Origin of the sequence: Hymenobacter norwichensis DSM 15439, assembly GCF_000420705.1 — a bacterium.
Taxonomy (GTDB): Bacteria; Bacteroidota; Bacteroidia; order Cytophagales; family Hymenobacteraceae; genus Hymenobacter; species Hymenobacter norwichensis.
Genome location: NZ_ATVL01000006.1, coordinates 797,576 through 821,691 on the forward strand (window position 1 = coordinate 797,576; position 24,116 = coordinate 821,691).

Annotated in this window: 24 protein-coding genes and 1 pseudogene; 13 read left to right on the plus strand and 12 right to left on the minus strand. The window is 55.9% G+C overall.

Annotation, left to right across the window (positions count from 1 at the left end; genetic code table 11):
- The first annotated feature begins 396 nt into the window (after positions 1-396).
- Together rho and G536_RS26250 are read left to right on the plus strand one after the other, a co-directional pair.
- Positions 397-2,757 (plus strand): transcription termination factor Rho, encoded by a 2,361-nt coding sequence (gene rho, locus G536_RS31330; RefSeq protein WP_022822397.1) that lies wholly within the window; start codon positions 397-399, stop codon positions 2,755-2,757.
- Positions 2,758-2,840: 83 nt separating this feature from the next.
- Positions 2,841-3,503 carry a DsbA family protein gene (locus tag G536_RS26250; RefSeq protein ID WP_022822398.1) on the plus strand — a complete coding sequence of 221 codons (663 nt, stop codon included), beginning with the start codon at positions 2,841-2,843 and terminating at the stop codon, positions 3,501-3,503.
- 133 nt (positions 3,504-3,636) lie between these two features.
- Here the strand turns inward: G536_RS26250 and G536_RS0104550 are convergent, their stop codons facing one another.
- From G536_RS0104550 to G536_RS0104565, 4 genes are all read right to left on the minus strand, one after another.
- Complete coding sequence (locus G536_RS0104550; protein ID WP_022822399.1) at positions 3,637-4,260, minus strand: hypothetical protein; 624 nt, start codon at positions 4,258-4,260, stop codon at positions 3,637-3,639.
- A gap of 99 nt (positions 4,261-4,359) precedes the next feature.
- A complete protein-coding gene (locus G536_RS0104555) occupies positions 4,360-5,229 on the minus strand; it encodes a UbiA family prenyltransferase (RefSeq protein WP_022822400.1) in 870 nt (289 codons plus the stop codon).
- 67 nt (positions 5,230-5,296) lie between these two features.
- Positions 5,297-6,088: a class I SAM-dependent methyltransferase gene (locus G536_RS0104560; protein ID WP_033369643.1), complete on the minus strand. Its 792-nt coding sequence runs from the start codon at positions 6,086-6,088 to the stop codon at positions 5,297-5,299.
- 58 nt (positions 6,089-6,146) lie between these two features.
- Positions 6,147-6,608, minus strand: coding sequence for a hypothetical protein (locus G536_RS0104565; protein WP_157530404.1), 462 nt, complete (start codon positions 6,606-6,608; stop codon positions 6,147-6,149).
- A 781-nt stretch (positions 6,609-7,389) separates the two neighbouring features.
- Between G536_RS0104565 and G536_RS0104570 the strand changes: the two genes are divergently transcribed.
- The 9 genes and pseudogenes from G536_RS0104570 to G536_RS0104610 all read left to right on the plus strand — a co-directional run bounded on the left by G536_RS0104570 (position 7,390) and on the right by G536_RS0104610 (position 14,729).
- Complete coding sequence (locus tag G536_RS0104570) at positions 7,390-8,031, plus strand: hypothetical protein (protein ID WP_022822403.1); 642 nt, start codon at positions 7,390-7,392, stop codon at positions 8,029-8,031.
- A gap of 136 nt (positions 8,032-8,167) precedes the next feature.
- A complete protein-coding gene (locus G536_RS0104575; RefSeq protein ID WP_022822404.1) occupies positions 8,168-8,461 on the plus strand; it encodes a winged helix-turn-helix domain-containing protein in 294 nt (97 codons plus the stop codon).
- 350 nt (positions 8,462-8,811) lie between these two features.
- A pseudogene (locus G536_RS0104580) lies at positions 8,812-9,942 on the plus strand (DUF4153 domain-containing protein); the annotation flags it as partial.
- A 279-nt stretch (positions 9,943-10,221) separates the two neighbouring features.
- The gene (locus tag G536_RS0104585) at positions 10,222-10,461 is read left to right on the plus strand and encodes a hypothetical protein (RefSeq protein ID WP_022822406.1); all 240 of its coding nucleotides are present in this window, start codon (positions 10,222-10,224) and stop codon (positions 10,459-10,461) included.
- A 13-nt stretch (positions 10,462-10,474) separates the two neighbouring features.
- A complete protein-coding gene (locus G536_RS32035; protein WP_157530406.1) occupies positions 10,475-10,888 on the plus strand; it encodes a hypothetical protein in 414 nt (137 codons plus the stop codon).
- Positions 10,885-11,286: a ribosomal maturation YjgA family protein gene (locus G536_RS0104595; RefSeq protein ID WP_022822408.1), complete on the plus strand. Its 402-nt coding sequence runs from the start codon at positions 10,885-10,887 to the stop codon at positions 11,284-11,286. The genes G536_RS32035 and G536_RS0104595 overlap by 4 nt, the downstream gene beginning before the upstream one ends.
- A 61-nt stretch (positions 11,287-11,347) precedes the next feature.
- Positions 11,348-11,740 (plus strand): hypothetical protein, encoded by a 393-nt coding sequence (locus G536_RS0104600; RefSeq protein WP_022822409.1) that lies wholly within the window; start codon positions 11,348-11,350, stop codon positions 11,738-11,740.
- A gap of 54 nt (positions 11,741-11,794) precedes the next feature.
- Positions 11,795-12,130: a hypothetical protein gene (locus tag G536_RS0104605; RefSeq protein WP_022822410.1), complete on the plus strand. Its 336-nt coding sequence runs from the start codon at positions 11,795-11,797 to the stop codon at positions 12,128-12,130.
- Positions 12,131-12,353: 223 nt separating this feature from the next.
- Positions 12,354-14,729, plus strand: a complete 2,376-nt coding sequence (locus tag G536_RS0104610; RefSeq protein ID WP_022822411.1) for a transglycosylase domain-containing protein — start codon at positions 12,354-12,356, stop codon at positions 14,727-14,729.
- Positions 14,730-14,738: 9 nt separating this feature from the next.
- On the opposite strand, the gene G536_RS0104615 is transcribed toward G536_RS0104610, so the two are convergent.
- The 5 genes from G536_RS0104615 to G536_RS0104635 form a co-directional block, all read right to left on the minus strand.
- Positions 14,739-15,002, minus strand: a complete 264-nt coding sequence (locus G536_RS0104615) for a BPTI/Kunitz domain-containing protein (protein ID WP_022822412.1) — start codon at positions 15,000-15,002, stop codon at positions 14,739-14,741.
- Between the two features lie 39 nt (positions 15,003-15,041).
- Complete coding sequence (locus G536_RS0104620) at positions 15,042-16,259, minus strand: hypothetical protein (RefSeq protein ID WP_022822413.1); 1,218 nt, start codon at positions 16,257-16,259, stop codon at positions 15,042-15,044.
- A 9-nt stretch (positions 16,260-16,268) separates the two neighbouring features.
- Positions 16,269-17,183: a TIGR01777 family oxidoreductase gene (locus G536_RS0104625; RefSeq protein ID WP_022822414.1), complete on the minus strand. Its 915-nt coding sequence runs from the start codon at positions 17,181-17,183 to the stop codon at positions 16,269-16,271.
- Between the two features lie 130 nt (positions 17,184-17,313).
- The gene (gene folE / locus G536_RS0104630) at positions 17,314-17,988 is read right to left on the minus strand and encodes a GTP cyclohydrolase I FolE (RefSeq protein WP_022822415.1); all 675 of its coding nucleotides are present in this window, start codon (positions 17,986-17,988) and stop codon (positions 17,314-17,316) included.
- Positions 17,981-18,388 (minus strand): 6-pyruvoyl trahydropterin synthase family protein, encoded by a 408-nt coding sequence (locus G536_RS0104635; RefSeq protein ID WP_022822416.1) that lies wholly within the window; start codon positions 18,386-18,388, stop codon positions 17,981-17,983. The genes folE and G536_RS0104635 overlap by 8 nt, the downstream gene beginning before the upstream one ends.
- Before the next feature lie 256 nt (positions 18,389-18,644).
- Between G536_RS0104635 and G536_RS0104640 the strand changes: the two genes are divergently transcribed.
- Positions 18,645-19,352: a hypothetical protein gene (locus G536_RS0104640; protein ID WP_022822417.1), complete on the plus strand. Its 708-nt coding sequence runs from the start codon at positions 18,645-18,647 to the stop codon at positions 19,350-19,352.
- A gap of 103 nt (positions 19,353-19,455) precedes the next feature.
- On the opposite strand, the gene G536_RS26255 is transcribed toward G536_RS0104640, so the two are convergent.
- Entirely contained in the window at positions 19,456-20,040 is a 585-nt protein-coding gene (locus G536_RS26255; RefSeq protein ID WP_071837655.1) for an inorganic diphosphatase, read from the minus strand.
- A gap of 18 nt (positions 20,041-20,058) precedes the next feature.
- Positions 20,059-23,040, minus strand: coding sequence for a M1 family metallopeptidase (locus G536_RS30335; protein WP_051166839.1), 2,982 nt, complete (start codon positions 23,038-23,040; stop codon positions 20,059-20,061).
- Between the two features lie 142 nt (positions 23,041-23,182).
- Here G536_RS30335 and G536_RS0104655 point away from each other — a divergent pair, with 142 nt between their 5' ends.
- A complete protein-coding gene (locus G536_RS0104655) occupies positions 23,183-23,584 on the plus strand; it encodes a hypothetical protein (protein ID WP_022822420.1) in 402 nt (133 codons plus the stop codon).
- 84 nt (positions 23,585-23,668) lie between these two features.
- Here G536_RS0104655 and rplS read toward each other — a convergent pair whose 3' ends face one another.
- Entirely contained in the window at positions 23,669-24,049 is a 381-nt protein-coding gene (gene rplS / locus G536_RS0104660) for a 50S ribosomal protein L19 (RefSeq protein ID WP_022822421.1), read from the minus strand.
- Between the last annotated feature and the right edge of the window lie 67 nt (positions 24,050-24,116).

Consider the following 24,116-nt stretch of genomic DNA (forward strand, 5'->3'; position numbering starts at 1 on the left):
GGTGAAGTACCACTACCGTAACCTGCGCACCAATTAAATAGAGCCAAGCTAAACCTTGAAAAGGTGCCTTAATTCAAGCTGTGAGGCATCTAAGCCTATATTTTTGCGTAAAGGAGCTTAATCCGCAAAATTTCTGTTCCGATTTGGCAGTTCATTCGTATTAGAGTAACATTGTGCTAACAAGTCGGCAGCTGATGCCGGACCCTCGGTAGTTTTTATACGTCCGGTCCGCGGTTATTTTCCAGCGCTGCTCCCGTTACCACTCCCCTCAGTTCTGTCCTGAATACCTGTACTGTCTGCCGCTTTTGCGGCTCCTAGGTATAGCCCGCATATGGGCAATGTACCGCTGTTGGTTGTGCTTCTGCTTTTGATTTTTCCCTCCCCCTCATTGCCTCTATGTACACTATTGAAGAGTTGAAGGACCGTCTGCTTTCCGACCTGAAGGAAGTGGCGGAAGAACTCAACGTCGGTAACTTTAAGAAACTTAGCAAGCAGGATCTGATATATAAGATTCTCGATCAGCAGGCCCTTATTCCCGCCGACAAGCTACCCCCTAAGATTCAGCCAGCAGGTAAGGCGCGCCCCGAACAGCCTTTTTCTGATGTAGCCGTGGCGGAAGTGGGCGAGGTAGCAGCCCCGGCCGCTCCCGATGAGGCATCCGCTCGTCCCATCGTTGCTGCTCGGGCTTCCGCGCCCGCCCGCGCGGCCGCTGCCACCCGCACGGCCACTTCGCGCGCTGCTGCCCCAGCCCGTACCCCCAATGCCGGCCGCACGAAAGCGGCCGCCGCAACGGCCGCTGCTACCGTTGACGCACCAAGTGACGTAGTTGCTCCTGCTACCCCAGAAGCAGTTGTGGCTCCTACCACTCCGGAGGCACCTGCTGTTGCCGAAGCTGCCGTAGCGCCCACCGAAACCACGGCTCCTACTGAAAATGCCGCGCCGGCTTCTGCCGAGCGCCCAGTGAAGGTTTTTCAGCGTCCGGAGCGCCGTACGCGCGAAACCAACAACCGCAATAACCGCCCCACGCCCGAATTGCCTTTTGAAGTGGATTCGGCCCCAGCCAGCACCGATACTCCGCTGGAAACGGCTGTGGAGCGTGCTCCATTTTTGCCGCCAGCTGCCGCTGAAGTCACTCCTGAAACTGCAACGCCAGCCACCACTGAGGCCGCTCCAACTGCCGAGGTAGCACCCGTAACCACTCCGGCCCCTCGTATTTTCCGACCCGAGCAAAACGGCACCACGCCGCGCACCCCGCGGGACCAGCCGCGGGAGCGGGAATTCCGTTCCGACCGGGATTCGAACCAGCCCCGCGACCTACGCACCGACCAAACCCGCGAAGCGCGGCCCGCACCTACTTCCGATGTAGCCCGCACCAATGACGGCCGCGCCACGGATGGAGTTCGGGACATGCGCGACTTCCGCAACGAACCCCGCACCGGCGACCAGCCCCGTACTGACCAGCGCGACCAAAACCGCCTGCCCCGCGATTCGCAAGGCCGCCCCGACCGGGAGCAGCGCCGCGAAGACCGGTATGCCGCCCGCGAATTGCAGCGGCAGCAGCGCCAGGAAGCCAATGGCCAAGCACGCGAGCCTCGCCCCGATGGCAACAACCAGCAGCAGCAGCGTCCCCGCAACGATTTCGATATCACGATTCCTGGGGAAGGCACGCTGGAAATGATGCCTGATGGCGGCTACGGCTTCCTGCGCAGCCCGTTCTACAACTACATGGCCTCGCCCGACGACATTTATGTGGCGCCGGCGCAGGTGAAGCAATTCTCGCTGAAAGCCGGCGACACGGTGAAATGCACCATCCGGCCCCCGCGCGAAGGCGAAAAATACTACGCGCTGGTTGGCGTGGACAGCATCAACGGCCGGGCAATGGAAGAAGCCCGCGACCGGGTGCCGTTCACTAGCCTCACGCCGCTGTTCCCCGAGGAACGGTTGAAGCTCACCACCAAATCGGCGCTCTACAGCACCCGCATTCTGGACTTGTTTGCTCCTATTGGCAAAGGCCAGCGCGGCCTAATTGTGGCGCAACCGAAAACCGGTAAAACGGTGCTGTTGCAGGAAATAGCCAACGCCATTTCCGAAAATCACCCCGAGGTGTACCTGATGATTCTGCTCATCGATGAGCGGCCCGAGGAAGTAACGGACATGACCCGCTCGGTGAAAGCCGAGGTGCTCAGTTCCACCTTCGACGAAACGCCTGACCGCCACGTGAAAATCACGAGCATTGCGTTGGATAAGGCCAAGCGCCTTGTGGAATGCGGCCACGACGTAGTGATTCTGCTGGACTCAATTACTCGTTTGGCGCGTGCTTACAACGCCGTGCAGCCTGCTTCCGGCAAAATCCTATCGGGTGGTGTGGACGCTAATGCACTGCACAAGCCCAAGCGCTTCTTTGGAGCGGCTCGTAACGTGGAAGACGGCGGTTCGCTCACCATCATTGCCACGGCCCTCATCGAAACTGGCTCCAAAATGGACGAGGTTATCTTCGAGGAATTTAAAGGCACCGGCAACATGGAATTGCAGCTGGACCGCAAACTGGCCAACAAGCGCATCTTCCCAGCCATTGACGTACCGGCTTCTGGTACCCGCCGCGAAGATTTGCTGATGAGCAAAGACGAGCTAAGCCGCATCTGGGTACTGCGCAAGTTTATGGCCGACATGACGCCTTCGGAAGCTATGGAGTTCTTGAAAGACCGCATGAAAGGCACCAAAGACAACCTGGAATTCCTGGTGTCGATGAACGGCTAAACCCGTTGTATAATGAATATGTTGAACGTCATGCAAAGCCTTTAAAAGCTTTGCATGACGTTTTCATTTACTGATTATTTGCAATGACGCAACCAACGCCTTCCACCACCGACCGGCCCGAGCTACTCTACATCTTCGACCCGCTGTGCGGCTGGTGTTACGGCATGAGCTTAGTTATCCAGCGCGTGCAGCAAGAATTTGCTGATCAGCTAGATGTATCGGTGCTATGCGGGGGAATGATAACCGGCGAGCAGGTAGGTCCGATTGGCGAAGACTGGCACCACATCAGCAACGCGTTGCAACAGGTAGCCCAAACAACGGGCGTGCGATTTGGGGCGGCGTTTTGGGCTTTGGGCGAGGAAGGCAGCTACGTGCAGGACTCTGAGCCGCCGAGCTGGGCCATCAACGCATTTCGGCAGCTCAATCAGGCGCAGGTGGCCAGTTTCGCCCATGCGGTGCAACACGCGCACTTCCACGACGGAGCCGATTTGAACGAGCCTAAAACCTATGTGCCGCTGGCAACCGCCCACGGCGTAGATGCTGCCGAATTTCTGCATCGGCTTACGCAGCCGGAAACGGCTACTGCCACGCGCCAAGAGTTTGCGGCAGTAGCTAAGATCGGTGTTCAAGGTTTCCCAACCAGTGTGCTACGGATAGGTAGCCAAGGCTACGTGCTGGCCCGCGGTTACCAACCCTATGAAGCGTTTGCCAATGGCCTACGTCAGGCTCTGGAGCAAGGCCATTAGGCTTCCATTCCAACCAAAGGAGGAATCCGGCTTCTATTAGTTGTTTGAACAGGATCCAATAAAGGCCTTCATTCCAAGCTTGTCGAGGAATGAAGGCCTTTGGCTTGTTATATGTTGCTGAACGGAATAACAGCTAGCTACCGAAACCTGGTAGATGCACTACTTGCTTGGCGCCCGGCGACCAGGCAATACGGCGGCGGTCTTCTTTTCCGACTAGGTAGCTGAAGCTAACAGCATCGGGGCGCTTCAGTAAGTCATCCCAGGCGACACGCGGAATGGAGTTGTCGGTGGGGTAGGTGGCTTTGGCGGTGAGGGCTGGCTTCTGGAAGTTTTTATCGGCAAAAAACTCGTCCATGCGACGGCGCACGTAGGCTTCGCGCTCGGCCGCGGTGGCGGTTGGCGTTTTCATCTCATACACCATAGCCGCTTCTAGGTCCTCGGCGGCCAGCATCTCGCGAAAAACCACCTGCCCGCTGGCATCCGTCACTGTAAAAGTAGCCTTACCGGTCAGAATATCCTTGCCGCGCATTTCCAGCTTAAACACGTCGGGTGCCCCCGGATTAGAGAAAACGTGCCGTTTGGTTACCGTTTTCAGCGTGTCGGACTGGGCGCTGGTGGCGCTGGCGCGGGTGGTATCCAGGGGCTCCACTTGGGCAACTGTATCAGCTGTGGAAGTGGTGGTAGTTGCTTGGCGGGTATCGGGAGTGGAGCAGGCCGCCGCGAAAGCAAGCAGCGGAAGCAGAAAAATGCGACGCATAACACAATACAGGATGGTACGGGTCTGCAATACGCAAAAGCAGCTATACTGTTCAGTTGACTGTAATTAGCTTGGCTACGGTGGTAGCGCATAAATCAGCTACCAAAGTAACATCAGAATGAACGCGGCACTCATGCACAACGACGACACCTGATTCATGCGCATGGTGTGCTCGAAGTCGGCAGCGGCGGGGTTGCGCCACACAGCATACACCCAGCGCCCAAATAGCGCCACCACGGGGCCGGTAGCCACCAAAAAGATAAGAAGGTGTCGAATTTCGTCACGCAGCCAGAGTGTGTATGCTAGCACCGCCGCGCCAGTCAGCAAACCGATGGCCGCGAAAATAAATGTGCCCCGAATACCCAGCAGCAAGCTTAGCGTTTGGTCGCCGCGGCGGGCATCTTCTTGGTGCTGATACACTTGGGTAAGCGGGTATGAGCCACACAAAAACAAGCTGCTCACAAAGGCCAGGAGTAGGTTAGTCGGCTCCAGCAAGGTGCCCTGAGTAGCGCCCATGCCTACCTGGGTCATCAAAAAGGTGAAGGCTCCCTGAAACACTACCACTACAGCCGTACTCACCAGCGGATACTTCTTGAGCCGGATGCCTTCGTAGCTATACGCCTTCGAGACCAGCAGGTACACCGCCACCAGCAGCCCAAACAGCGGGTTCAGGAGCACACCACCTAGGACGGCCAGCGCATCAAACAGATACACCAGATACAGCAATTCCTTGGATACCTTGGGTGGCTGCTTCAAGCCCCCAATGCTGCCTTCGTCCCGGTCGTAGTAGGAGTTGTAGCCGTTGGAAGCCGGGTAGGCTAGCAGGTGCAGCACCACAAATACCGCTACGGCGCGTCCTATGCTGATTGGCTCTCGCAATGCGCTCAGGCCAAACCAGAACACTGGCATTAGGTAAATGGAAAACGGGATGCGCAGCAGGAGTAAGGCGCGGCGGTAAGAATGTAGCATAGCTTCGGTAGGGGCGGCCCCCAGGCAACACAGCCTGCGGCCAGAGGCTCACGGTGCAAGCTAAAGCTTACGCTACATTTTTCGGTGTCCCAATCAGGTAGGTTACTTCGGGGCCCCACCAATGGCGCACTTTACCAGCTTGCCACGCAAAGCGGCCGGTAGGGTCGGCGCGGCGGGCTAAATCAAGCAACTGTTCCGGAGGGTACATCCGCAGGATGGACACGGTGCCGTCCCAGATGGTAAACAGCGGAATCAGCGGAACAAGGTAAGTGAACAGCAGCCGGCTCAACCGGAAGGGGCGCATGAAAGGCGTGAACAGCAACTGCGCCACCGGCAGCACCGTCCAGGCCAGGGCAATTTCCAGCCAGTGCTTGCCGGCTCCTTCAAACACTCCAATACCAGCTTGTTGCCGTACCGCATCAGCCAATAGCGCCTCGGCAGCGGCAGGCGGGAAGTGGTGGAAGGCCGAAAATACCGTGCGAAACCCAGTTAGCGCCGGCGGTACGGCCGTAGCATCAACCGGGGCCGCTGTGTAGGTCAGGCCGGGCGTGCGCGCCGCCAACAGTTGCCAGGCCGCCGGCTGCGGATACAGGTCGGTGAGCGTGATGTGCGTATCGGGTAGGCCGGTTGCCCGCAAGCGCTGTAAGATGCCCTCCGTGCCGCCTCCCGACCCGGCGCACAACTCTAAAAGCTGAAGCGTATTAGTGCGCTGCATGGCCGTGCGTAGCAGCGGCACAATGGGCTGGTAGGTGCCCAGCAAAGAAATCATGAAGCGTAGGTAGTCCATCATGCCCGCCCGGATAACGCGCGGAAACCAAGGCAGATCCTCGAACTCGAATAACTGAAGGCGGAATTTCACTTTGCTACCTACGCGCAACCGACCTGTAGTGGTTATCAGGCAGACTCGTGGCGAGGCACTAGCTCAACAGCATGCGGTTGTTTTGCTTTCTGGGCCACAGAGCAGCCGTGGAAGTTTTGCCGCCAGAGCTGTAGAGCCAAGAAACAACAAGCAGGCCCGCCGCCAAGTAGGGTATCGACATTTCCAGCAAACCCCAGAAAGTAGCAAAGGGGAGTAGCAGGTGCAGCAGTTCGTTGGCCGCCAGAAAGAACAGCGTCACGCCGAGCAGAGCCATTGAGCGGCGGGAGCAAGCGGGGCAAAAGCGAGTAACCAGCGCGAAGAAAGGCAGGGCCAGCGGCACCAGCGGCAACGTAATAAGTGCCGCCAGCAAACCCGCAGCTATGGCAATGGTGCTGTCGTTGAGCTGGTGAGTTAAGGCGAATCCCATGCCCAATAGCAAGGTGCCGCCCAGGTTGCTGAGCAACCATAGTAGCATTGTGCGGGTGATAGTAGATTGGATAGAGGTAGAAGAAGCTGGCATTACGGTAAGCAATAGATGGTGGAGAGAAAGACTGTTCAGGGCGACACCACGAAACCTCACTGGTGCTGGAAGCTGAACGAGGGTATCTACGAACCACAAAAACCCCTAGGATTCCATTGGAATGTACTTGTTTGGGAAAAAAGGTATTCCAATTTGAGCGAGGAATACTCCAAACCATCCCGCTTTGATTCAGCGCGGAAATAAGCGCCGTCTCAGCCACCACGCCGCCGTTACCGAGGGCAAGAGCCACGGCAAACTCAGACAAATAAATAATAGGGCTGTAAAGGCCACTAGCTGTGCTGTAGTCATTCCAGAATCGACTTTGGAGCCGATTGCAAATAATAGCGGCAAATACAGTAGTATAAAGGTATAAAGACAGCTATTGAGGCTTCGAACACTGCTACTGTGCGCAGAATCAGGCCGCTTCTTAAAGTAGTAGCCGTGAACATCCCTTGCATTATCGTGCGTCGCACAAGAACTCCTGGTAGTGCTGGCAATCCCAAGCAAACCATAGTTCCCACGAAGCCAATCAGCAAGCTGTATACTATTGTTGAGACAGTCAAATTATGTATTGGACGACCATGTGATACAGATAAGATAGCGACTCCTGCTGTGGCAAGTAAGCCCATCGCCCATACTACATACATTCCCCACAGCCACGAAAACCACATATGTCGTTGGGCCAATTGTCGGAAATCATATTCTATAGAAAATAGTTAGCCCTGCCTCTTGCAAAGGAGAAGCTATTTACCGTGCTTTGCAATACAAAGTGCTTTTAGATATGACAAAGCCTGCCGTCGACCCCTTAGCTCAACTCACCGAGATTCGCGCCATTATGGAGCGCTCCTCGCGCTTCATTTCACTTAGCGGCCTCTCGGGCGTCGGGGCCGGGGTGGTGGCGCTAGTGGGCTCGGGAGTAGGGCACTTGTACCTGAAGCGCGAATACGGAACCCAGGGGTTTCTGCGGCTACTGGAAAGCACCGAGTCGGAGCGAACTTTGGTGCTGCCGTATTTACTGCTACTAGCGTGCGGTATGATTACAGCGGCGCTGGCTGTGGCGGCTTTCTTTACGTTCCGTCGTGCCCGCAAAGCCGGCCAGCCCTTGTGGAGCACCTTGGGGCGGCGGCTGGCCCTTAGCCTTATGATTCCGCTGGTAGCGGGTGGGTTGTTTTGTATTGCGCTGTTTCTGCGCGGGGCCGTGAGCCTAGTGGTGCCAGGGCTGCTGCTGTTCTACGGTTTGGCCTTGCTGAACGCCAGCAAGTACACTCTCGACGAAATTCGGTGGCTGGGCCTCACCCAGATAGCCCTCGGATTGCTAACTATTTTGTTGCCTGGGGCTGGATTGTTGTTCTTTGCGCTCGGTTTCGGGTTGGGCCACATCGGCTACGGCCTGCTGATGTACAACCGGTATGAAAGAAGTTAGCAGGGAAGAAGCTAGAGCCAGAAATTAGGAGGAGTGGTGCCCAATATTAAAAATTTCCGGCTTTGCTTTCCAATCTTCACATTCTACTCTCTTCCTTTAACCTCTTAGCCCTGTCTTCTAACTCCTAGCTCCTTACTTGAAACACCTCATCCACACGCTCAATAAAGCTTTCGACCACCGGGTGCGGCTGGGCGTGATGGCCGTGCTCATGGCCAACGACGGCGTGAGCTTTACTGACCTGAAAGAGGCCCTCGACCTGACCGATGGCAACCTAGCCAGCCACGTGGCGGCTCTGGAAAAAGCGGGGTATGTGGAGGTGAGCAAGCAGTTTGTGGGCAAAAAGCCGAACACTACTTACACGGCTTCCAAAGATGGAAAACAGGCTTTTCAAGACCATTTGGCGGCTTTGGAAAAACTGCTGCGAGGGTAAACTCTATTTTTTTGACTTTTGGCTTTGAAATACAAAGTTCTTTTAAAATATCAGAACTAATAATTCCTGCTGACAACATGAACCATTCTATCCCCGTGGCCGGCTCCCGCTATGCCCCTACCGACGCGCCGACGCCGCAACTCACGCTGAGCACGCTGCAAAAAGTGGCGCTGCCGGTTGGTGCCATTCTGTTCGATTTGCTGTTCTGGCATGAGCGGGCCGCCCTGAATATGCTGATTTACACCGTGTTTGTGGTGGGCGTGGTACTGACCCAGCTGCCCCGGCACGCGCCGCAGTGGCGCTCTGGCTACTTCCGTCTGACGCTGGCGGGCACCGTGCTCAGCGCTGCCATGGTGGCCTGGTATGGTTCGGGGGCGGCGCTGCTGGCGTGCGTAGCCTCGCTGGCGGTGTGGCTCGGTTACCTCAATCAACCCCACCTGAAGCTGGTCAGCAATGCGCTATTCACGGCTATTGGTAGCGCGTGGCAGATGATGCCGGGCTTGGTAAGCCTAGTGCGCCTGCCCGACAATGTAGGCGGCCGGGTAGGTCGGGCCTGGTTTTATGGCCGGCTGCTGGGCGTACCGTTGCTGGCGCTAGCTGTGTTCCACGTGCTGTTTATGATTGCCAATCCCGTGTACAGCCAACTCACCAGCCGGGCGCTGGCGATAGTAGGGGAATGGATAGAAGCCCTATTTGAAAACCTGTCGGTGCCGCATCTGCTGTTTTTTCTGCTGGGACTGGCTACCACCGGGGCCGCGCTGGTACTGGTGCCGGTGCACTACTTCACCGACCGGGAATCACGCTTCGGCGAGTTTATCACGCGGCAGCGCGACCGGGTGGCCTCCTTTGCCGTGCGCCGCCCCGATTTTCGCCTGCAGAACTTCCGAGCCCTCGATTTGCGCAAGGAATACCTGGTGGCGCTCAGTTTGCTGGTTTTGGTGAACGTGCTGCTGCTGGTCGTCAACGTCATCGACATCAACTGGATCTGGTTTGGGTTCAAGCCCGCGCCCAACTTCGACCTCACGCAATTTGTGCACGAAGGTACTTATGTGCTCATCTTGAGCATTTTGGTAGCTATGGGGATTGTGCTGTGGTTTTTCCGCCGCAACCTGAATTTCTACCAGCGCGGGCTGCCAGTACTACGCGGGCTGGCCACGGTGTGGGTGCTGCAAAACGCAGTGCTGGCCGTGTCGGTAGGGCTGCGCAACTACTACTACATCGTCAATACAGGTTTGGCTTACAAGCGCATTGGGGTGTATGGCTTCCTGTTGCTCACGTTTTTTGGGCTGGCTACGGTGCTGCTCAAAATCTGGCAGCGCCGCTCGGCCTTCTCGCTGGTGCGCCTCAATGCGCTGGCGGCTTACGTGCTGCTGGTGGGTCTGGCTTGCGGCAACTGGGAAATCTGGATTGTGCGCTACAACCTGCGCCCTGAGTTGCCTACCCTCGATTACGGCTTCTTGCTAGACATGCCCGACCGGGTGCTACCGGAATTGGCTGCCCACCAAGCGGTGCTCACGCAGCGCCACCTCGTGCACGAAAGCTACAGTGGTACTTGGGAAAAGCTGGAACCGGCCGCTGCTACCCAACGGCTTCAGCAGCGCCTCCAAGAGTTCAAGGCCCTGCAAGCCGCCCGCCACTGGCCCAGCTACACCTACGCCGACTGGCAGGCAGATAAGGAGCTGAACGAACGAGCCTCCAGACCAACGAAATAGCCTGCTGCCTCAACCATTTGCCTGGTCGCTCATTCATTTATCGAAGATATGCTCCTTCAATTCGCTTTAACCGTCTTGGCCCTGCTGGTATGCGTCGGCGACGTAGCAGCGCTGGCTTTCCTACTGTCTTGGCAAGACCACGCCGACAACCCCATTTCCCGCCGCCAACGCCTACTGACGGGCGTCCTGCCAGCCAGCTGCCTACTCCTGTTGCTGCTGTTGGGTGCGGTATTTTTCCTGATGATGCTTTGGTCGCCGCAGGGGGCTGAGCTATTGGCTGGTCGTTGATATTTTCTTCGCTATGGAAGCTCAACTCACTCCGTCCGCACCACTGGCAAGCAGTAGGCTCGGCCGCTGGCTGGCCGTTGCGCAACAGCTTAAGGATACACTTACTATCCTGGGTATAAATATTATGCTGCTTTTTGCTTTGTTGTTTTTCGGCTTGCCTGTTCCCGGTCTGATTCTTTATTGCCTGCGTTGGCAGCTAACCCGCGGAGCCAGTACCTACCGCCGGACCGTGGTTCTATGGTCCCTCAGCGCCGTGCACGAACTGCTGTGCATACTGCTGTTTCAATCCGCGGAGATGCATGCGGAAATGCATGAGTACGCCCAATGGCTCAGCTGGGGCTACACTCTAGGGTTGGTACTCAGTTTGGCCGGTTTTGCCGAAGCCGTGTACAGCGGCCAAAAAGCAGAAATGTCAGCGCAACAGTGACCGGCAGCAGTCCACCCGATACGCTCCGTCGCCGAGTGTGGTACGTGGCCCTGGCGTTACTCACTATGCTGGCTGGGCTGGCTTCTCGTCGGCCGGAGCTGGAGTTGCCCGGTTTCCTGGTCACCTACGCCGGCGACACGCTGTGGGCCTTGCTAGTTTTCTGGCTGCTCGGGCTGGTGTTCGTGGGTAAAACCACCAACTGGGTAGCTGCTGTGGCGCTGGGCTTCTGCTTCCTCATCGAAACCAGCCAACTCTACCAAACGCCGTGGCTGAACAGCCTGCGCGCTACGCTGCCGGGTAGCTTGGTGCTGGGCCACGGCTTCCTGTGGCGCGACTTGCTTTGCTACACCGTGGGCGTGGCGCTGGGGTGGCTGTTGGAAACCGGCTGGCAGCGTTGACGAACTCGCCTTGCTCAGCACAACCAAACAGTAAAGTAGACTTCATTAATCAATTTTCTCAATGCAAATCGTGAAGGAATACCCGCTTAAATCTGGCTACCAGCCCCGGCCTGCTTCTTCGCCGGGTCGGGCACTGAGCGTGCTGGTGGCCGTGTGCGCCGTGCTGTGGGTGTGGTGGATGGTGCCGTACTTCTGGCCGCAGCTTGATACTTACGGAGTCAATAGCCTGTTCAATTGGCTGAAAGTGGCCTTGCCGCTAAGCAATGGAGCCGTGCTCTGGTGGGTGACCCGGCCGATGTGGAAAAGCCCCCGCCTCGACAAGCAAGAAGAATTCAAGCGCAGCTTTGTGCTTGTGCTGAGCGTGCTGTTTCACCTAGCATCTCTCACATTGATGGTAGCCTTAGTGCTCTTGTTTAGTGACGTTGTGGTGGACGGTGCCGGCGGTGTTAGGTAAGGTGCAATTTCTGGTGGCCGCTTTGTCTTATCGTTTTTTCAAGGTGCTAATCGTATGAGCCAGCTCCAGCTTTTTGCGGCCCGTGCGTTGCGGGCATTGCCTACGTCGTTGTGGTGGGTGCTAGGCGCGCTGGTAGGGGCGCTACTCAGCATCCGCCTCGAAAATGAAGTTTTTCCGCACACGCCTGCCGCGGCCAGATTGGCCTACTGGATAGTGAGATTGTGCGTGGTGGTGCTGCCGCCGCTGGGCGTGGTGTGGCTGTGGCGAGTGGCGGCAGGAGTGGGGCATGCGGGCTGGCGGCTGCTGTGGTACATGGCTGCGTTGGGTGCCACGGGCCTGTCAGTTGGGATGCTGTTGCTGCTATTGTTTGGGTTGATAGTGTGGCTGTAACGCGGCCTGGCTGGTGAAATTTCAGGCACTGGAAACGGTGGAACACTGCCTAACACTGCGCTTTTCCTCTACGCAACTCTACGCGAACCATCGATGTGTGCTACCAACGAGTTGCTACGCAGAAGGCAAACCAACAAAAACGGCAGGCCAGCCCGCGCCTAACTGGTATATTTACCACTTCTTGACCTGCCACCCCAGGAAGTTGTTGCCCAATCTGCTCTGAATGTCCGTTCCAAGACTGCCGAAGACAAACCCTACACCCAAGCCACGCCGGCCGTGGTCGAACCGTGCGGCACGTGCCATTTGGGCCCTTTTCGTGCTCGGCGTAGGCACCTTTCTGCTCTACCCGATTCTGGTGAGCATGAACTTCATGTTCCTGTTCGGCAAGTCGCCGAGTCTGGAAGAACTGGAAGACCCTAAGGTGGAGCAGCCTTCGGAAATCTACACGGCCGATGGCGTACTGTTGGGCAAGTACTTCCGCGAAAACCGGGTACCGGTGTCCCTCAATAAAATGTCGCCGCTGCTAATCAAGGCGCTGGTTGCTACCGAAGACGTGCGCTTCTACGAGCACTCCGGCATCGACCTGACGGCTCTGGCCCGCGCCGTAGGTGGCGTGTTGAGCGGCAACCCCAGCGGCGGCGGTTCCACCATCACCCAGCAGCTAGCCAAAAACCTCTACAAAACCCGCCGGGGCGAAACCCGCGGCGGCCTCGGCTACATTCCGGGTGTGAGCACGCTCATCAGCAAAACCAAGGAGTGGCTGACCGCCGTGGAGCTGGAGCGGCGCTATACCAAAGAGGAAATTCTACGGATGTATTTCAACACGGTGGAGTACGGCTCGAAGGCTTACGGTATCAAAGTAGCCGCCAAAACCTTCTTCAGCACATCCCCTGATAGCCTTACTGCCGAGCAGGCTGCCACGCTGGTGGGCATGCTCAACAACCCTACCGCCTACAATCCGCGCTTTCACCCGGAGGCATCCCGCAAGCGCCGCAACTTGGTCCTTGCGCGTATGGGTCAGGCGGGCGTGCTGCCGGTCGCCGAAGTGGCCGCGCTCCAGCAAACGCCCATCCAGCTTAAGTATCAGTTCGAGCAGCACATTGATGGCCCGCCGACGTATTTCCGGGGCGCCGTGAGCCAGTTCGTGAATAACTGGTGCGAAAAGAACGGCTACGATATGTACCGCGACGGGCTGCGCATCTATACCACTATCGACTCACGGATGCAGCAATACGCCGAGGAATCGGTGCAGGACCGCATGAAACGGCTGCAACAGCAGTTCGATAGGTTCTGGAAAAACCGGGACAAAAACCCGTGGGTGGACGAGGACGGCAATGAAATTCCGAACTTCATTGAAACCCAGATGAAGCGCATCGAGCAGTACAAAGAGCTGGCGGCCCGCTACAAAGGCCAGCCGGCCCTGCTCGATTCGGTGCTGCACCGCAAGCGTCCTACCAAGGTATTCACCTGGAAAGGGGACGGCGACACCACACTGCTACTCTCGCCGCTCGATTCGCTGGCGTACTACAAGCACTTCCTGCACGCCGGCATGATGACTATGGACCCCTTCACCGGCCAGATCAAGGCTTGGGTAGGTGGGCTCAACTACCGCTTCTTCCAGTACGACCACGTGAAGCAAGGCAAGCGCCAGGCCGGCTCCACGTTCAAGCCCTTCGTTTACCTCACCGCCATCGATAACGGCTACGCGCCCTGCGACCGTATTCGCGACGAGCGGGTGACCATCAACTACGTGGAGAACGGCAAGGACATGGAGTGGAAGCCTGATAACGTGACCCGCGAGTACACCGGTATCAACATGACCTTGCGCCAAGCCATGGCCCGTTCCGTAAACTCGGTAACGGCCCAGCTCACGGAGCGGGTCGGCTGGGAGAACGTAGCTAAGTACGCGCATAAAGTCGGCATCAAGAGCCCGTTGCTGTCGGTGCCCAGCATCGGCCTCGGCTCGGGCGGCGACGTGAGCGTGTACGAAATGGTGAATGCCTACAGCACCTTCGTCAACCAGGGTTTTCAGTCGGAGCCTATGATTGTGACGCGCATTGAAGACCGCAACGGCAACGTCATCAAGCAGTTCGACCCCAAGCAGCGCCGTGCCATTGCGCCCGAAACGGCGTGGCTGATGCTTTACATGCTGCGCGGCGGCATGGACGAGCCCGGCGGTACCTCGCAGGCCCTGTGGGAATACGAGCTGTGGAAAAAAGACAACCAGATTGGCGGCAAAACCGGCACCACCTCCAACTATTCCGACGGTTGGTATATGGGCGTCACCAAGGATTTAGTAACCGGTGTGTGGGTGGGCGGCGAAGACCGGAGCATCCACTTCCAGGGCTCCCAGCAAGGAGAAGGTGGCCGCACGGCGCTACCCATCTTCGGCAAGTACATGGAGAAAGTGTACGAAGACACCGACCTGGGTATCACCATGGGGCCGTTTCCGAAGTATCCCGGCAAGATTTCGCGCAAATACCAGTGCGTATCTGAGCAGCCGCGCCGCCGCCGGGTAGAACCAGTTGATTCTATTGTGGCGGATAACCTGCTGGAGCAAATTAACAGCGGCGCGGTAGCCGTACCCGATAGTTTGTAGATGCTGCCGCTATTTGCAGCCGCAGTCTTCGCACTCTTTCAGCGTAACGAACGGCACCACCCCGGCGCAGCCACCCCAAGTAAATTGCTTGCACTTCTTCTCTTTTGGGTCGAAGTAGTAGCGGGGTATAGCCGCAAGGCACATGCCCGCATCGGGCACCAACGAACAGGCGGCGGCTTGTTCGGGGCTAGGAGTATCGATGTCGTCCTCCCGGCAACAGGTAGCAGAGGAGAGCAGGGCAGTAGCAGATAGTAGGAGTAGCGTCTTTTTCATGTAACTATGAGCCCCACACTTAGGCTATCGTTGCATCAGCTAACGATTTGGCTGGCGGCGCAACACAAATAATATCAGCAGCAGACCAGCAGCCACCAGCGCCGAAAGCCCCTGAAATCGGAGGCGCCAGGAAACTGAGCTTTCCATAGCTTGATTCACCTCTAGCGAATTGCTCCAAGCAATAAAAGCATCTGCAATGGGAAGCTGACCGAAGAGGTAGCGCTTCTGCCCACCAAGAGTAAGCGGAATACCAAAGGCTTCTATGCTGTTGCGTAGCCCAATAGTGGTAGTATAATCGCCGTAGCGCTGCATCACCCGCCGGCCTACAATGGATGCTGCTCCGCCTACATCCAGCAACACCGGTCCCGAGTCGATGTGCTCGGCGTTGGGCGCTTCTTGCGCCGATTCGCGCATGCCTGGCAAGCCGAAGCGGGAAGTCAGGAAATGGTGGCGGTATCGTATGAAGTGTTGGCGCGCGTAAGCGGAATCCACTTCAAACAGAAAATTGAGTATCTGACTCTGCGAAGCCCCCATGGCGGCCTGTACTACCACGCCGGTTTGCGCGTCGGTCTTGTGCGGAATCAGGCCCAGCGAATCAAGATGCGTATCAACGCGGGCCAGCCACTGCCGGATGGCTGGTTGATAACGTGAGAGTAGCACCCGGTCATGCGTAGCGAGAGCCGCCAGACACACCACCCCATCGGCGGGCCAGGCCGCATCGGAGTAAGATTCAGGGTAGGGGGTGGCACTCTGGGTTATACCCTGGGCTATGGAGGCGCAGCCTTGCTCGAACTGTCTTACATCGGCGGTGTCGCGGCGGGCGGCGGGCTGCACGGCTAAATAGCGGCCCAGCAGGTAGGTTGACCAGCCAGTATAATAGGCGCCGTACGGTATTGGCAGGTCTTGCTCAAAGGTGGAGCGGCCCGTTGGCGAATTGATGGCGTGCACTGCCCAGGAAACTTCCGTTAGTGCCTCCTGGTATACGGCCGTAGTGTCGGGTGCGCCGGCTGCTAGCTCCACCCAAGTCAGGCCGTAAAGTGCATTGAGGTACACGAAGCCTTCTGGGTAGATCTGTTGCATTTCCTCGGCTGCCCCTTGGTGCAGGCGGGTTTTCAGAAAGCGTGCGTGTTGCAGCAAATCCTGATTGACGGCGCGGCCACCAACCAACGTGAAACTAGGGTGGTAGTACAGCCGGTAATTCAGGTAGGCCAGCAGGAGCAACAGCAAAACCAAAGGTACCCGCAGTAGTGTCCGCATGGGTTCTGGCTACTCTTCCTCGTAGAACGATTCCAGTGCGGGTTTTAAGTGCGGGTACTCGAATGTGAAGCCCTGGCGCAGCACCTTTTCGGCGCTTACCCGTTGGCTGGCTAGCACAATCTCACTCATTTCGCCCATCATGAGGTTCAAGGCAAACTCCGGTACCTTGGGCAGTACCAACGGGCGGTGCAGCACGCTGGCTAGGGTTTCGGTGAACTCCTTATTGGTAACCGGGTGTGGCGACACGGCATTATAAGTGCCTTGCCACTGCGGTTCCTCCAGCATCTGAATCAGCAAGCGGCACAAATCGTCGAGGTGAATCCAAGACATATATTGCTTGCCGGTGCCGAGCGGGGCGCCCGCCATCATCTTCACGGTGCGCGCCAATGGCACCAGCGCGCCACCTTCGGGACTGAGCACAATACCAATACGAGTTATTATGGTGCGGATGTCCAGCTTCTCCACATCATGCGCAGCGGCTTCCCACTTCTGCGACACCTCCACCAGAAAATCGGTGGCCGAAGCAGCTGGTGTTTCCTCGTTTACTACTTGGTCACCACTGTCGCCGTAAATCCCAATAGCCGAAGCCGAGATGAAAGCGCGCACATGGTGCCCTGGCTTGGCTAGTTCGCGTGCTAGTAGCGCTGTGCCTCCCAACCGGCTGGTCAGGATTTCGCGCTTGCGCTCCTCCGTCCATTTGCCCTCTGATACGCTGGAGCCCGCCAGATTGATTATGTAATCGGCGTAGGGTACGGCGGCTTCGTCGATGGTGCTGGCGCGTAAGTCCCAGCGGAAGCTACGGTAGCGGCCGGTGCCGGGCTGGCGGCTGAGTAGAGCTACCTCGTAGCCGGCATCAATAAGCATCTCGGCAAGACGGGTGCCAATCATGCCGGTACCACCGCTGATGAGGACTTTACGGGACATGGGAAGGGTTGCTGATGTGGGTTGCGAAGGTAGTAGCCTTGGTGAAACCGCGGCTAGCTTAACATTAAATTGGAAAAGGACAGCAACCTATCATTTAAACCAGAATATTCAGAAATATTCTTTTAAAACATTATTTGCCAATCATGCGCAGAAACTCAGCCCGCAAGGCAGCGTCCTGCTCGAATATCCCACTGTATTCGGCTGTGATAGTAGAACTGCTGGTGTCGTTTACTCCGCGGCTCATCACGCAAAGGTGGTCGGCTTCAATAAGTACGGCCACATTATCGGTATGTAAGGTCTGCTTCAATTCCTCAGCAATCTGCCGGGTAAGGCGTTCCTGCACCTGCGGGCGGCGGGCATAGTACTGCACCACGCGGTTCAGCTTGCTTAGCCCTACCACGTGCTCGCCCGGTAAATACGCTACGTGGGCTTTCCCAATAATAGGTACGAAGTGATGCTCGCAGCAAGAAAACAGTGTGATGTCGCGCTCCACCAGCATTTGCTGATACTGGTAGCGGTTATCAAACAAGCGTACCTCGGGGCGGTGCTCCGGCGAGAGGCCCCGAAACCACTCCTGCACATACATCTTCGCCACTCGGCGCGGTGTACCCGCTAGGCTGTCGTCGGTCAAATCGAGGCCCAGCAGCTGCATTATTTCGCGGAAGTGCTCCGTGATGCCAGCTATCTTCTCGTCTTCCGTCAGCTCAAAAGCATCAGACCGCAAGGGCGTACGCAAATCGGCCGATAGGTGGGTGTCAACGGGCAGGGTGCCCTCAGGGGCTGAGGTCGGCACGGAGTTATCCATGGTATTCAACAAAATTTCGCTCGGTCTCATACAAAGTAACCGAGAGGGTCAGATGCGCATCCAAATGCTGGCGCAACCGGTTCCAGATAACCACCGAAATATTTTCGGCCGTTGGGTTCACTTCGCGGAACTCCTCGGTGTCCAGATTCAGGTTCCGGTGGTCAAAGGTATCGAGAATCTCACGTTTAATGAGGTCACTTAATAGCTTCATGTCATACACGTAACCGGTATCCGGGTTGATTTCACCCGTCAGGCGCACAATCAACTCGTAGTTATGGCCGTGATAGTGTGGGTTGTTACACTTTCCAAACACCCGTTGGTTTAGCTCATCACTCCAAGCGGGGTTATGAAGACGATGCGCGGCGTTAAAATGCTCTTTGCGGCAGACAGTTACAGGCATAGGAGAGTACAACTCTAGATTATGGGTTTTGGTTTTGGTAATTAAACAAGATACAAGAGCACTGATGAAATCTTGTTAAATGGTATTTTTGTCAGTTAAACGGTATGTGATATAATCTATTTAATAAAAGATGATTTCCTTCAAAAAAATCAACCAAGGGCGTATTAAGATGTTTTGCAAGTAGTTAAATTTGAAAAGTAGAAATTGAAAAATCGGACATAATCGAGACTAGCGTTTCACTCACTATTTTACTCACATGAAAAAAGGCGTACTCTTATCCCTGTTGATCTTTGTGCTGACGGCAACTGGTTACGCACAAAAATCCCCCGTTGATGAAACGGATATGGCCATCAAAGGTATTCCACGCAAAGGCCAGCGTGTTACGGTTCAGCTAGACAGCAAGCGGGTAGACGAATCGTGGAAAAAGCAGCTTGATGCTCAGTTTGGCGGCAAAGTGAAAGCTGATAAAGGCGTTTATCAGATGGATGGTGTTGTTATCGAAGATATTTCGAAAACGCCAGTTCGCGTAATCAGCAAGGTGGATGCTACGCCTACCGGCACTTCGGTTTGGTGGTCCGTTGACTTGGGCAACGCCTACCTCAGCAAGGATGCTACGCCCGTTCAGTGGAAAGCTAGCGAGAAATACCTGAAGGATTTCGCTCGCATGCTCTACCGCGAAGACCTTGCTGTGCAGGTAGCAGAAGCCGAAAAAGCGCTGGTTTCCACGCAAAACAACCATATTGCTGTAATCCAGAAGTCGGAATCTATCAAGAAGGACATCGAGAAGAACAAGATCAAAAAGGTGGAAATTCAGCAGCAGTTGGCTCAGAATGCCGCCGAACTGCTCCAGTACAACAACATGGTGGACATGAACCTGAAAGAGCAGGAAGCCGCCCGCGCCGACATTGTGAACATGCGCGTAGCGCTGGAAGCTGTGAAGGATCGGATGAACAAGATTGAATAGTGCAGCAATAAAGTAGGGAGCATAAGTAGGGTAATGCAGAAAAAGCCGCTTCAATTGAAGCGGCTTTTTCTGTGTAAGTACCTTCTGTAAAATAAACTGTGGGCTAGTTCATGACGGCTTTCACCTGCTGCTCAGCGGCCTTTTCGTTTTTCCAACTTACAACACGAATTTCGCCTGGCCGTCCCTGATGTAAAACCCATTGCTGAATTACGGTGCGAGCTCCGGGGTAGCGGGTTAATAGATCCTGCCAGGTAGTTACGTCGGGGAGAATCTGCTGGCTGGGGCGGGCGGGTACGGCTAGTACCAGATGCTGTAGCTCGCCATTGTCGTCGAGGGTAAGCAGGCCGATGGGCAGTACTTCCAACACGGTACCCGCGGGCTGAGCCTCGGTGAGCACCAGGGCGGCTAAGGGCCGGGCTGCCAAGCCCAGTTGGGTACCTGGCACGAATCCCAGGTTGCCGGGGCACGGCAGAAACTCCACCACCAACTCTAGGCCCGCCCGCCGAACTGGTACAAATGTATGGGTGGTCATATCGTAGCGGCGGGCGTGGTTGGTGCCGGCGGGCATTTCTACCACCACTTGTAGCAGCTTACGGTCGGTTGAAAAGGTAGGTAGGTCCTCGTAGTGCTGCTGGCAGCCAACCAACCAACCACTCAGCCCTAATGCAAAGGCAACGAAACTTCGCATAGGTAACTGTAGGGTGAATTATTGTGCTAGCTCCTCATCGAGCAGCCGGAATGGATTGAGCTGGTTGAGGCGTAACACGAAACGAATCTGGTCGGTGAAATCCTTCCGGCTCGACGGAAACCCATTGCCATACTGCGAACCAGCCACCGGGAAGTAGAAGCTAAGTACTTTCTTGAACAGGGGAAGGCTGACCCCTGCATCGTAAAACAGGCGTTGTGCGTTCCGGTCGGCTACCACCTGCGTCTTGTTTTCCGTGGCACCGAAATCGGCAAAGACTCCAAGTGAAGTAACCGGTAAATCGGCCTGCAAATTCAGTGTAGTGAGCCATCCACGGGTGGCAACAGGAATGAAGGCTTTAAAAGCGCCATCCCGTTCATCAAACTGATGGTACTGCCGAGCTAAGCTGGGCGAAATCTGCTGCCGGTCCAAGAATACGGTTTGGCGGCGGTAATCGGGGCTGCCGCTCAAACCCATTTCAAACGGCGCCGTTTTCGATTCTTGCAAAAAGCTGCCCCCAAATAGCCGAACCGAAAATGTCTTCTTAGGAGAGTAATAGCGTAAGTGGTTGATTTCGGCGCGTACCAATCCAGCTTGTAGTCTGGAATTGTCTTCGGAAAGGCTAGGTGTGAGATAGTTGAACTCAACGTGACCTATCCAGCGGCGCACAGCGTTGTTGATGCGCAGGCCGTATTCCAACGACTGAATGCTGGCGGTTAAGCGTGTATCCTGGTCGTAAACGGTAGTGTTGGCTAACTTCACGGTGTGCTGCGCCCGGTCGTAGGCAGAGTGCGGTAGCTGCAAAGTGAGGCTGGGTTCTACCTTGCGGTACCGCTCGAAGCGTTGTACTTGCACACCCAGGATAGCACGGCGGGTCACCTGCATCGGCAGAATGTTCAGGTTCAAAATGCCAATGCCGTTCAACTCATTGCGGTTGAAGCTGTACATAGGCATGGCCAAGTAGCTGAACTTTTTCACGTTCAGAGGGCTGTTATAAAACGCAGCGCCCAGCATAAACTTGTCAGAAGTGTTGGCACCTAGCACTGGGAGCCAATTAATGGCAGCTCGGTCCCAACGCTCCGGGCTAACCAGCGGCCGAAGTTTGATGGGTTCCAGTGCCCGGAAAGCCCCGTCGGTTTTAAGCTTGTCGTCTCGGCGGTTGAGTTGGGGTGTTACGTAGGTAGGGTCAGCTACCACGGCGGCTACGCCTTCTTCCTTGAACAAGAGTACGGCGCTGTCATCTTCATCGGTACTGGTGAAAGGCTGGGTCCACTTGGTTTCCAACACTTTGCCCTGGGCGTCGAGGGTGGCTACCGGAAACGGAAACGGGGCCGGCGAGTCATTGCGAACCAGTACTTTGCGTTGCCCTTTTTCCACTTTAGACTTGGCTATTACCGCATTATAGTGGCTAGTGCCATTGAGCATAGGACCGAAAAACCAGTTTAGCTTTTGGCTGGCAGTTTCCTCGAACACCGCCTGCATGTCCTCGGGGTACGGATGCCGGAATTGCCACCGCTCATAATAGGTGTGCATAGCCGCGTCGAACTTGTCCTGCCCCAAATAGGCAGCCAGGTAGTTCAGCAATGACGCCGTTTTGCCATACATGATGATGCCATAGTTGGCTTTGCCATAGTCAGCCGAGGTAATGTTGTTCACAGGCTGGTCGAGGCCACGGCTAGCCATTATCTGGTATGGAATCTGGCTGAGAGCAGCATTCGTGAGGCCATCGGTGCCCAAAACCCGGCCAACAGCGCCTTTAATGGGTAACCCTGACAGCATACCGCCGCCTTCACCGTGCAGCTCCGCCACCCGGTTTTCCACGTAAGAGTTCACTCCTTCGTCCATCCATCCAAAGTCTCGCTCATTGGTGGCCAGAATACCGTAAAACCAGTTGTGACCCACCTCATGCACAATAGCTGAAGGCTGCGTGACGGTCACCATAGGATATTCCATGCCCGAGCCGGCACTTAGTGCCCCGTCAACGGCCGTTGCGGCGCTGTATGGATATTCACCTACCCAGCGCGAGTAGTACACCACCGCCGAATCTACATCCTGTAAGCCTTTCAGCCACTTCTTAGCCTCCTTATTGGTGAACATCACCCAGGTGGCAACCTGACGGCCGGAGGGCAGTGTCACGCCGCTTTTCAACACGTTGAAACGCTTGTCGGCAAACCAGGCAAAATCGTGTACCCGATCTTGCACATAGCGTAGCGTTTTTGTTTCAGTAGCCGAAACGGGAAACTTCAGGTCATTGCCAAAGTCGGCATCGGTTTGCTTGAGGGCAGTGGCCGCCGCTAGCTGGTCGAGGCGGGTTTGTTCCTCGGGGTTTTGCAGCACGCCGGTAGCACCTACCGTGTAGTTGGCCGGCAGCGTAATACGAACGTCAAATGAGCCAAACTCCGAGAAAAATTCTCCTTGGTCGAGGTAGGGCATTGGGTGCCAACCTTTCCGGTCGTACACGGCTGGCTTAGGGTACCACTGGGTTATCTGGTAGCTCTGGTCAACGTGACCGAAACGGGAAAACGAATCCGGTATTTTCACCCGGAACGGCGTTGTAATGGTAACGCTAGCCCCGGCCGCCAACCGCTGAGGTAGTACCAACTTGGCCATATCGGGACTTTCGGGGTCGTATTCTAGCTTGGCCGGCTGCCCATTAACCTGGAAGTCAAGCTGGTCGATGAAGCCTCGCTGCTCATCAGTGGCGAAGTGGAATTTGCGGCTGTCGTTGCGGAGCTGCTGCCGAGCAAATGCAGTATTATCGTCGCGGTAGGCGTTGGGCCACAAATGAAACCAGATGAACGGTAGCGCAGAGGGCGAATTATTGGTGTACACCAGTTCCTCGCGGCCCGTGAGTGTGTGCTGCTGGTCATCTAGAGTCACGTCAATCGAATAGTTGACTTGCTGTTGCCAATAGGCAGCTGGCGCCACCGGCTTAGCAGTAGGCTGCGACGAGGCTGCCAGGGGAAGCACAAACAGGCAAAGGCCGGCGAGAAAATTTTTCATGCAGAACAACAAGGAACAGAACGATACAGAAACGAAAGTAACGGTCTAAAGCGTATTGCCGCGCTACAACCTTTGGTAAGCGCGCGTCGTTTGCACAAACAGTTCTTTTTCATGCTGCTCTAGCAGCCCAACTTCTTGCCCCATGTCCTTCCACAAACAGCCCAAAGACGACACCCAACACCAAAACCACCTCGACGGTACCACTAAAATTTTGAGTGGCAGCTTACAGGATGAAGCCGAGCGCGCCGGCCTCGACAACGCCTTGCAGCGCTGGATTGAAGACGTAAAAGATGCCAGCAACCCCGAGCTACACCAAATTGTAGTGGATCTGCAAGCTCTGAAAGCGCATTTCGGTGGCGGCTCTATCGATAATAAGCTAGTAAGCCAATTGCTGAGCCGTTTGGGCGAAAACACTACGAAAGCGGCCATCTTTGCCGAAAATCCTAATACTGCCGAGCGAGTAACTAAGCTAGGCGAGGCGCTGACAGCAGCTGGTAAGCAGGTGCAAAACCCACAGAACGCAACTACTGAAGATGCTAGCTAGTACAGTAGCAGACAATCAATAAAAAGGCCGGCCCCCTCTGTGTAGAGGGGGCCGGCCTTTTTATTGATTGTCTGCTAAGTAAGCTTATGCAGTTACTTTTTCAATGATGTTCAAACGACGCTCTTTGATACGAGCCGCTTTGCCCGACAAACCACGCAGATAGAACAAACGAGCCCGACGCACTTTACCACGACGAATTACTTCGATTTTGTCGATGTTAGGCGACAGGAGCGGGAAGATACGCTCGGTACCAATTTGGTTGGAAATCTTCCGAACAGTGAAAGTTTCGCCGTTGGAGTTTGGGTTTTTGCGCTGAATTACAACACCCTGGAACTGCTGCACGCGCTCCTTGTTGCCTTCACGGATTTTTACGTGAACATTGATGGTGTCGCCGGCAGCAAACTTAGGGAAGCTGGCGCGGCGCTCCTGGGATTCCTGCTGAATAAAATCGAGTAGTACGCTCATGGCTGAAAAACTGTGAAAGGACGGCCGCGCCGTCTATGGTTTCTGTTAAAGAGGCGCAAATATAGCG

What these genes read in the sequence shown, in the direction of transcription:
- G536_RS0104555 (WP_022822400.1), bottom strand. Translation starts at nt 5,229, where the DNA reads ATGCTACATTCTTACCGCCGCGCCTTACTCCTGCTGCGCATCCCGTTT.
- G536_RS0104655 (WP_022822420.1), top strand. Translation starts at nt 23,183, where the DNA reads ATGTCCTTCCACAAACAGCCCAAAGACGACACCCAACACCAAAACCAC.
- G536_RS0104610 (WP_022822411.1), top strand. Translation starts at nt 12,354, where the DNA reads ATGTCCGTTCCAAGACTGCCGAAGACAAACCCTACACCCAAGCCACGC.
- folE (WP_022822415.1), bottom strand. Translation starts at nt 17,988, where the DNA reads ATGGATAACTCCGTGCCGACCTCAGCCCCTGAGGGCACCCTGCCCGTT.
- G536_RS0104635 (WP_022822416.1), bottom strand. Translation starts at nt 18,388, where the DNA reads ATGCCTGTAACTGTCTGCCGCAAAGAGCATTTTAACGCCGCGCATCGT.
- G536_RS0104605 (WP_022822410.1), top strand. Translation starts at nt 11,795, where the DNA reads ATGAGCCAGCTCCAGCTTTTTGCGGCCCGTGCGTTGCGGGCATTGCCT.
- G536_RS32035 (WP_157530406.1), top strand. Translation starts at nt 10,475, where the DNA reads ATGGAAGCTCAACTCACTCCGTCCGCACCACTGGCAAGCAGTAGGCTC.
- rho (WP_022822397.1), top strand. Translation starts at nt 397, where the DNA reads ATGTACACTATTGAAGAGTTGAAGGACCGTCTGCTTTCCGACCTGAAG.
- G536_RS0104585 (WP_022822406.1), top strand. Translation starts at nt 10,222, where the DNA reads ATGCTCCTTCAATTCGCTTTAACCGTCTTGGCCCTGCTGGTATGCGTC.
- G536_RS0104620 (WP_022822413.1), bottom strand. Translation starts at nt 16,259, where the DNA reads ATGCGGACACTACTGCGGGTACCTTTGGTTTTGCTGTTGCTCCTGCTG.
- rplS (WP_022822421.1), bottom strand. Translation starts at nt 24,049, where the DNA reads ATGAGCGTACTACTCGATTTTATTCAGCAGGAATCCCAGGAGCGCCGC.
- G536_RS0104615 (WP_022822412.1), bottom strand. Translation starts at nt 15,002, where the DNA reads ATGAAAAAGACGCTACTCCTACTATCTGCTACTGCCCTGCTCTCCTCT.
- G536_RS26255 (WP_071837655.1), bottom strand. Translation starts at nt 20,040, where the DNA reads ATGCGAAGTTTCGTTGCCTTTGCATTAGGGCTGAGTGGTTGGTTGGTT.
- G536_RS26250 (WP_022822398.1), top strand. Translation starts at nt 2,841, where the DNA reads ATGACGCAACCAACGCCTTCCACCACCGACCGGCCCGAGCTACTCTAC.
- G536_RS0104550 (WP_022822399.1), bottom strand. Translation starts at nt 4,260, where the DNA reads ATGCGTCGCATTTTTCTGCTTCCGCTGCTTGCTTTCGCGGCGGCCTGC.
- G536_RS0104565 (WP_157530404.1), bottom strand. Translation starts at nt 6,608, where the DNA reads ATGCCAGCTTCTTCTACCTCTATCCAATCTACTATCACCCGCACAATG.
- G536_RS30335 (WP_051166839.1), bottom strand. Translation starts at nt 23,040, where the DNA reads ATGAAAAATTTTCTCGCCGGCCTTTGCCTGTTTGTGCTTCCCCTGGCA.
- G536_RS0104640 (WP_022822417.1), top strand. Translation starts at nt 18,645, where the DNA reads ATGAAAAAAGGCGTACTCTTATCCCTGTTGATCTTTGTGCTGACGGCA.
- G536_RS0104570 (WP_022822403.1), top strand. Translation starts at nt 7,390, where the DNA reads ATGACAAAGCCTGCCGTCGACCCCTTAGCTCAACTCACCGAGATTCGC.
- G536_RS0104600 (WP_022822409.1), top strand. Translation starts at nt 11,348, where the DNA reads ATGCAAATCGTGAAGGAATACCCGCTTAAATCTGGCTACCAGCCCCGG.
- G536_RS0104625 (WP_022822414.1), bottom strand. Translation starts at nt 17,183, where the DNA reads ATGTCCCGTAAAGTCCTCATCAGCGGTGGTACCGGCATGATTGGCACC.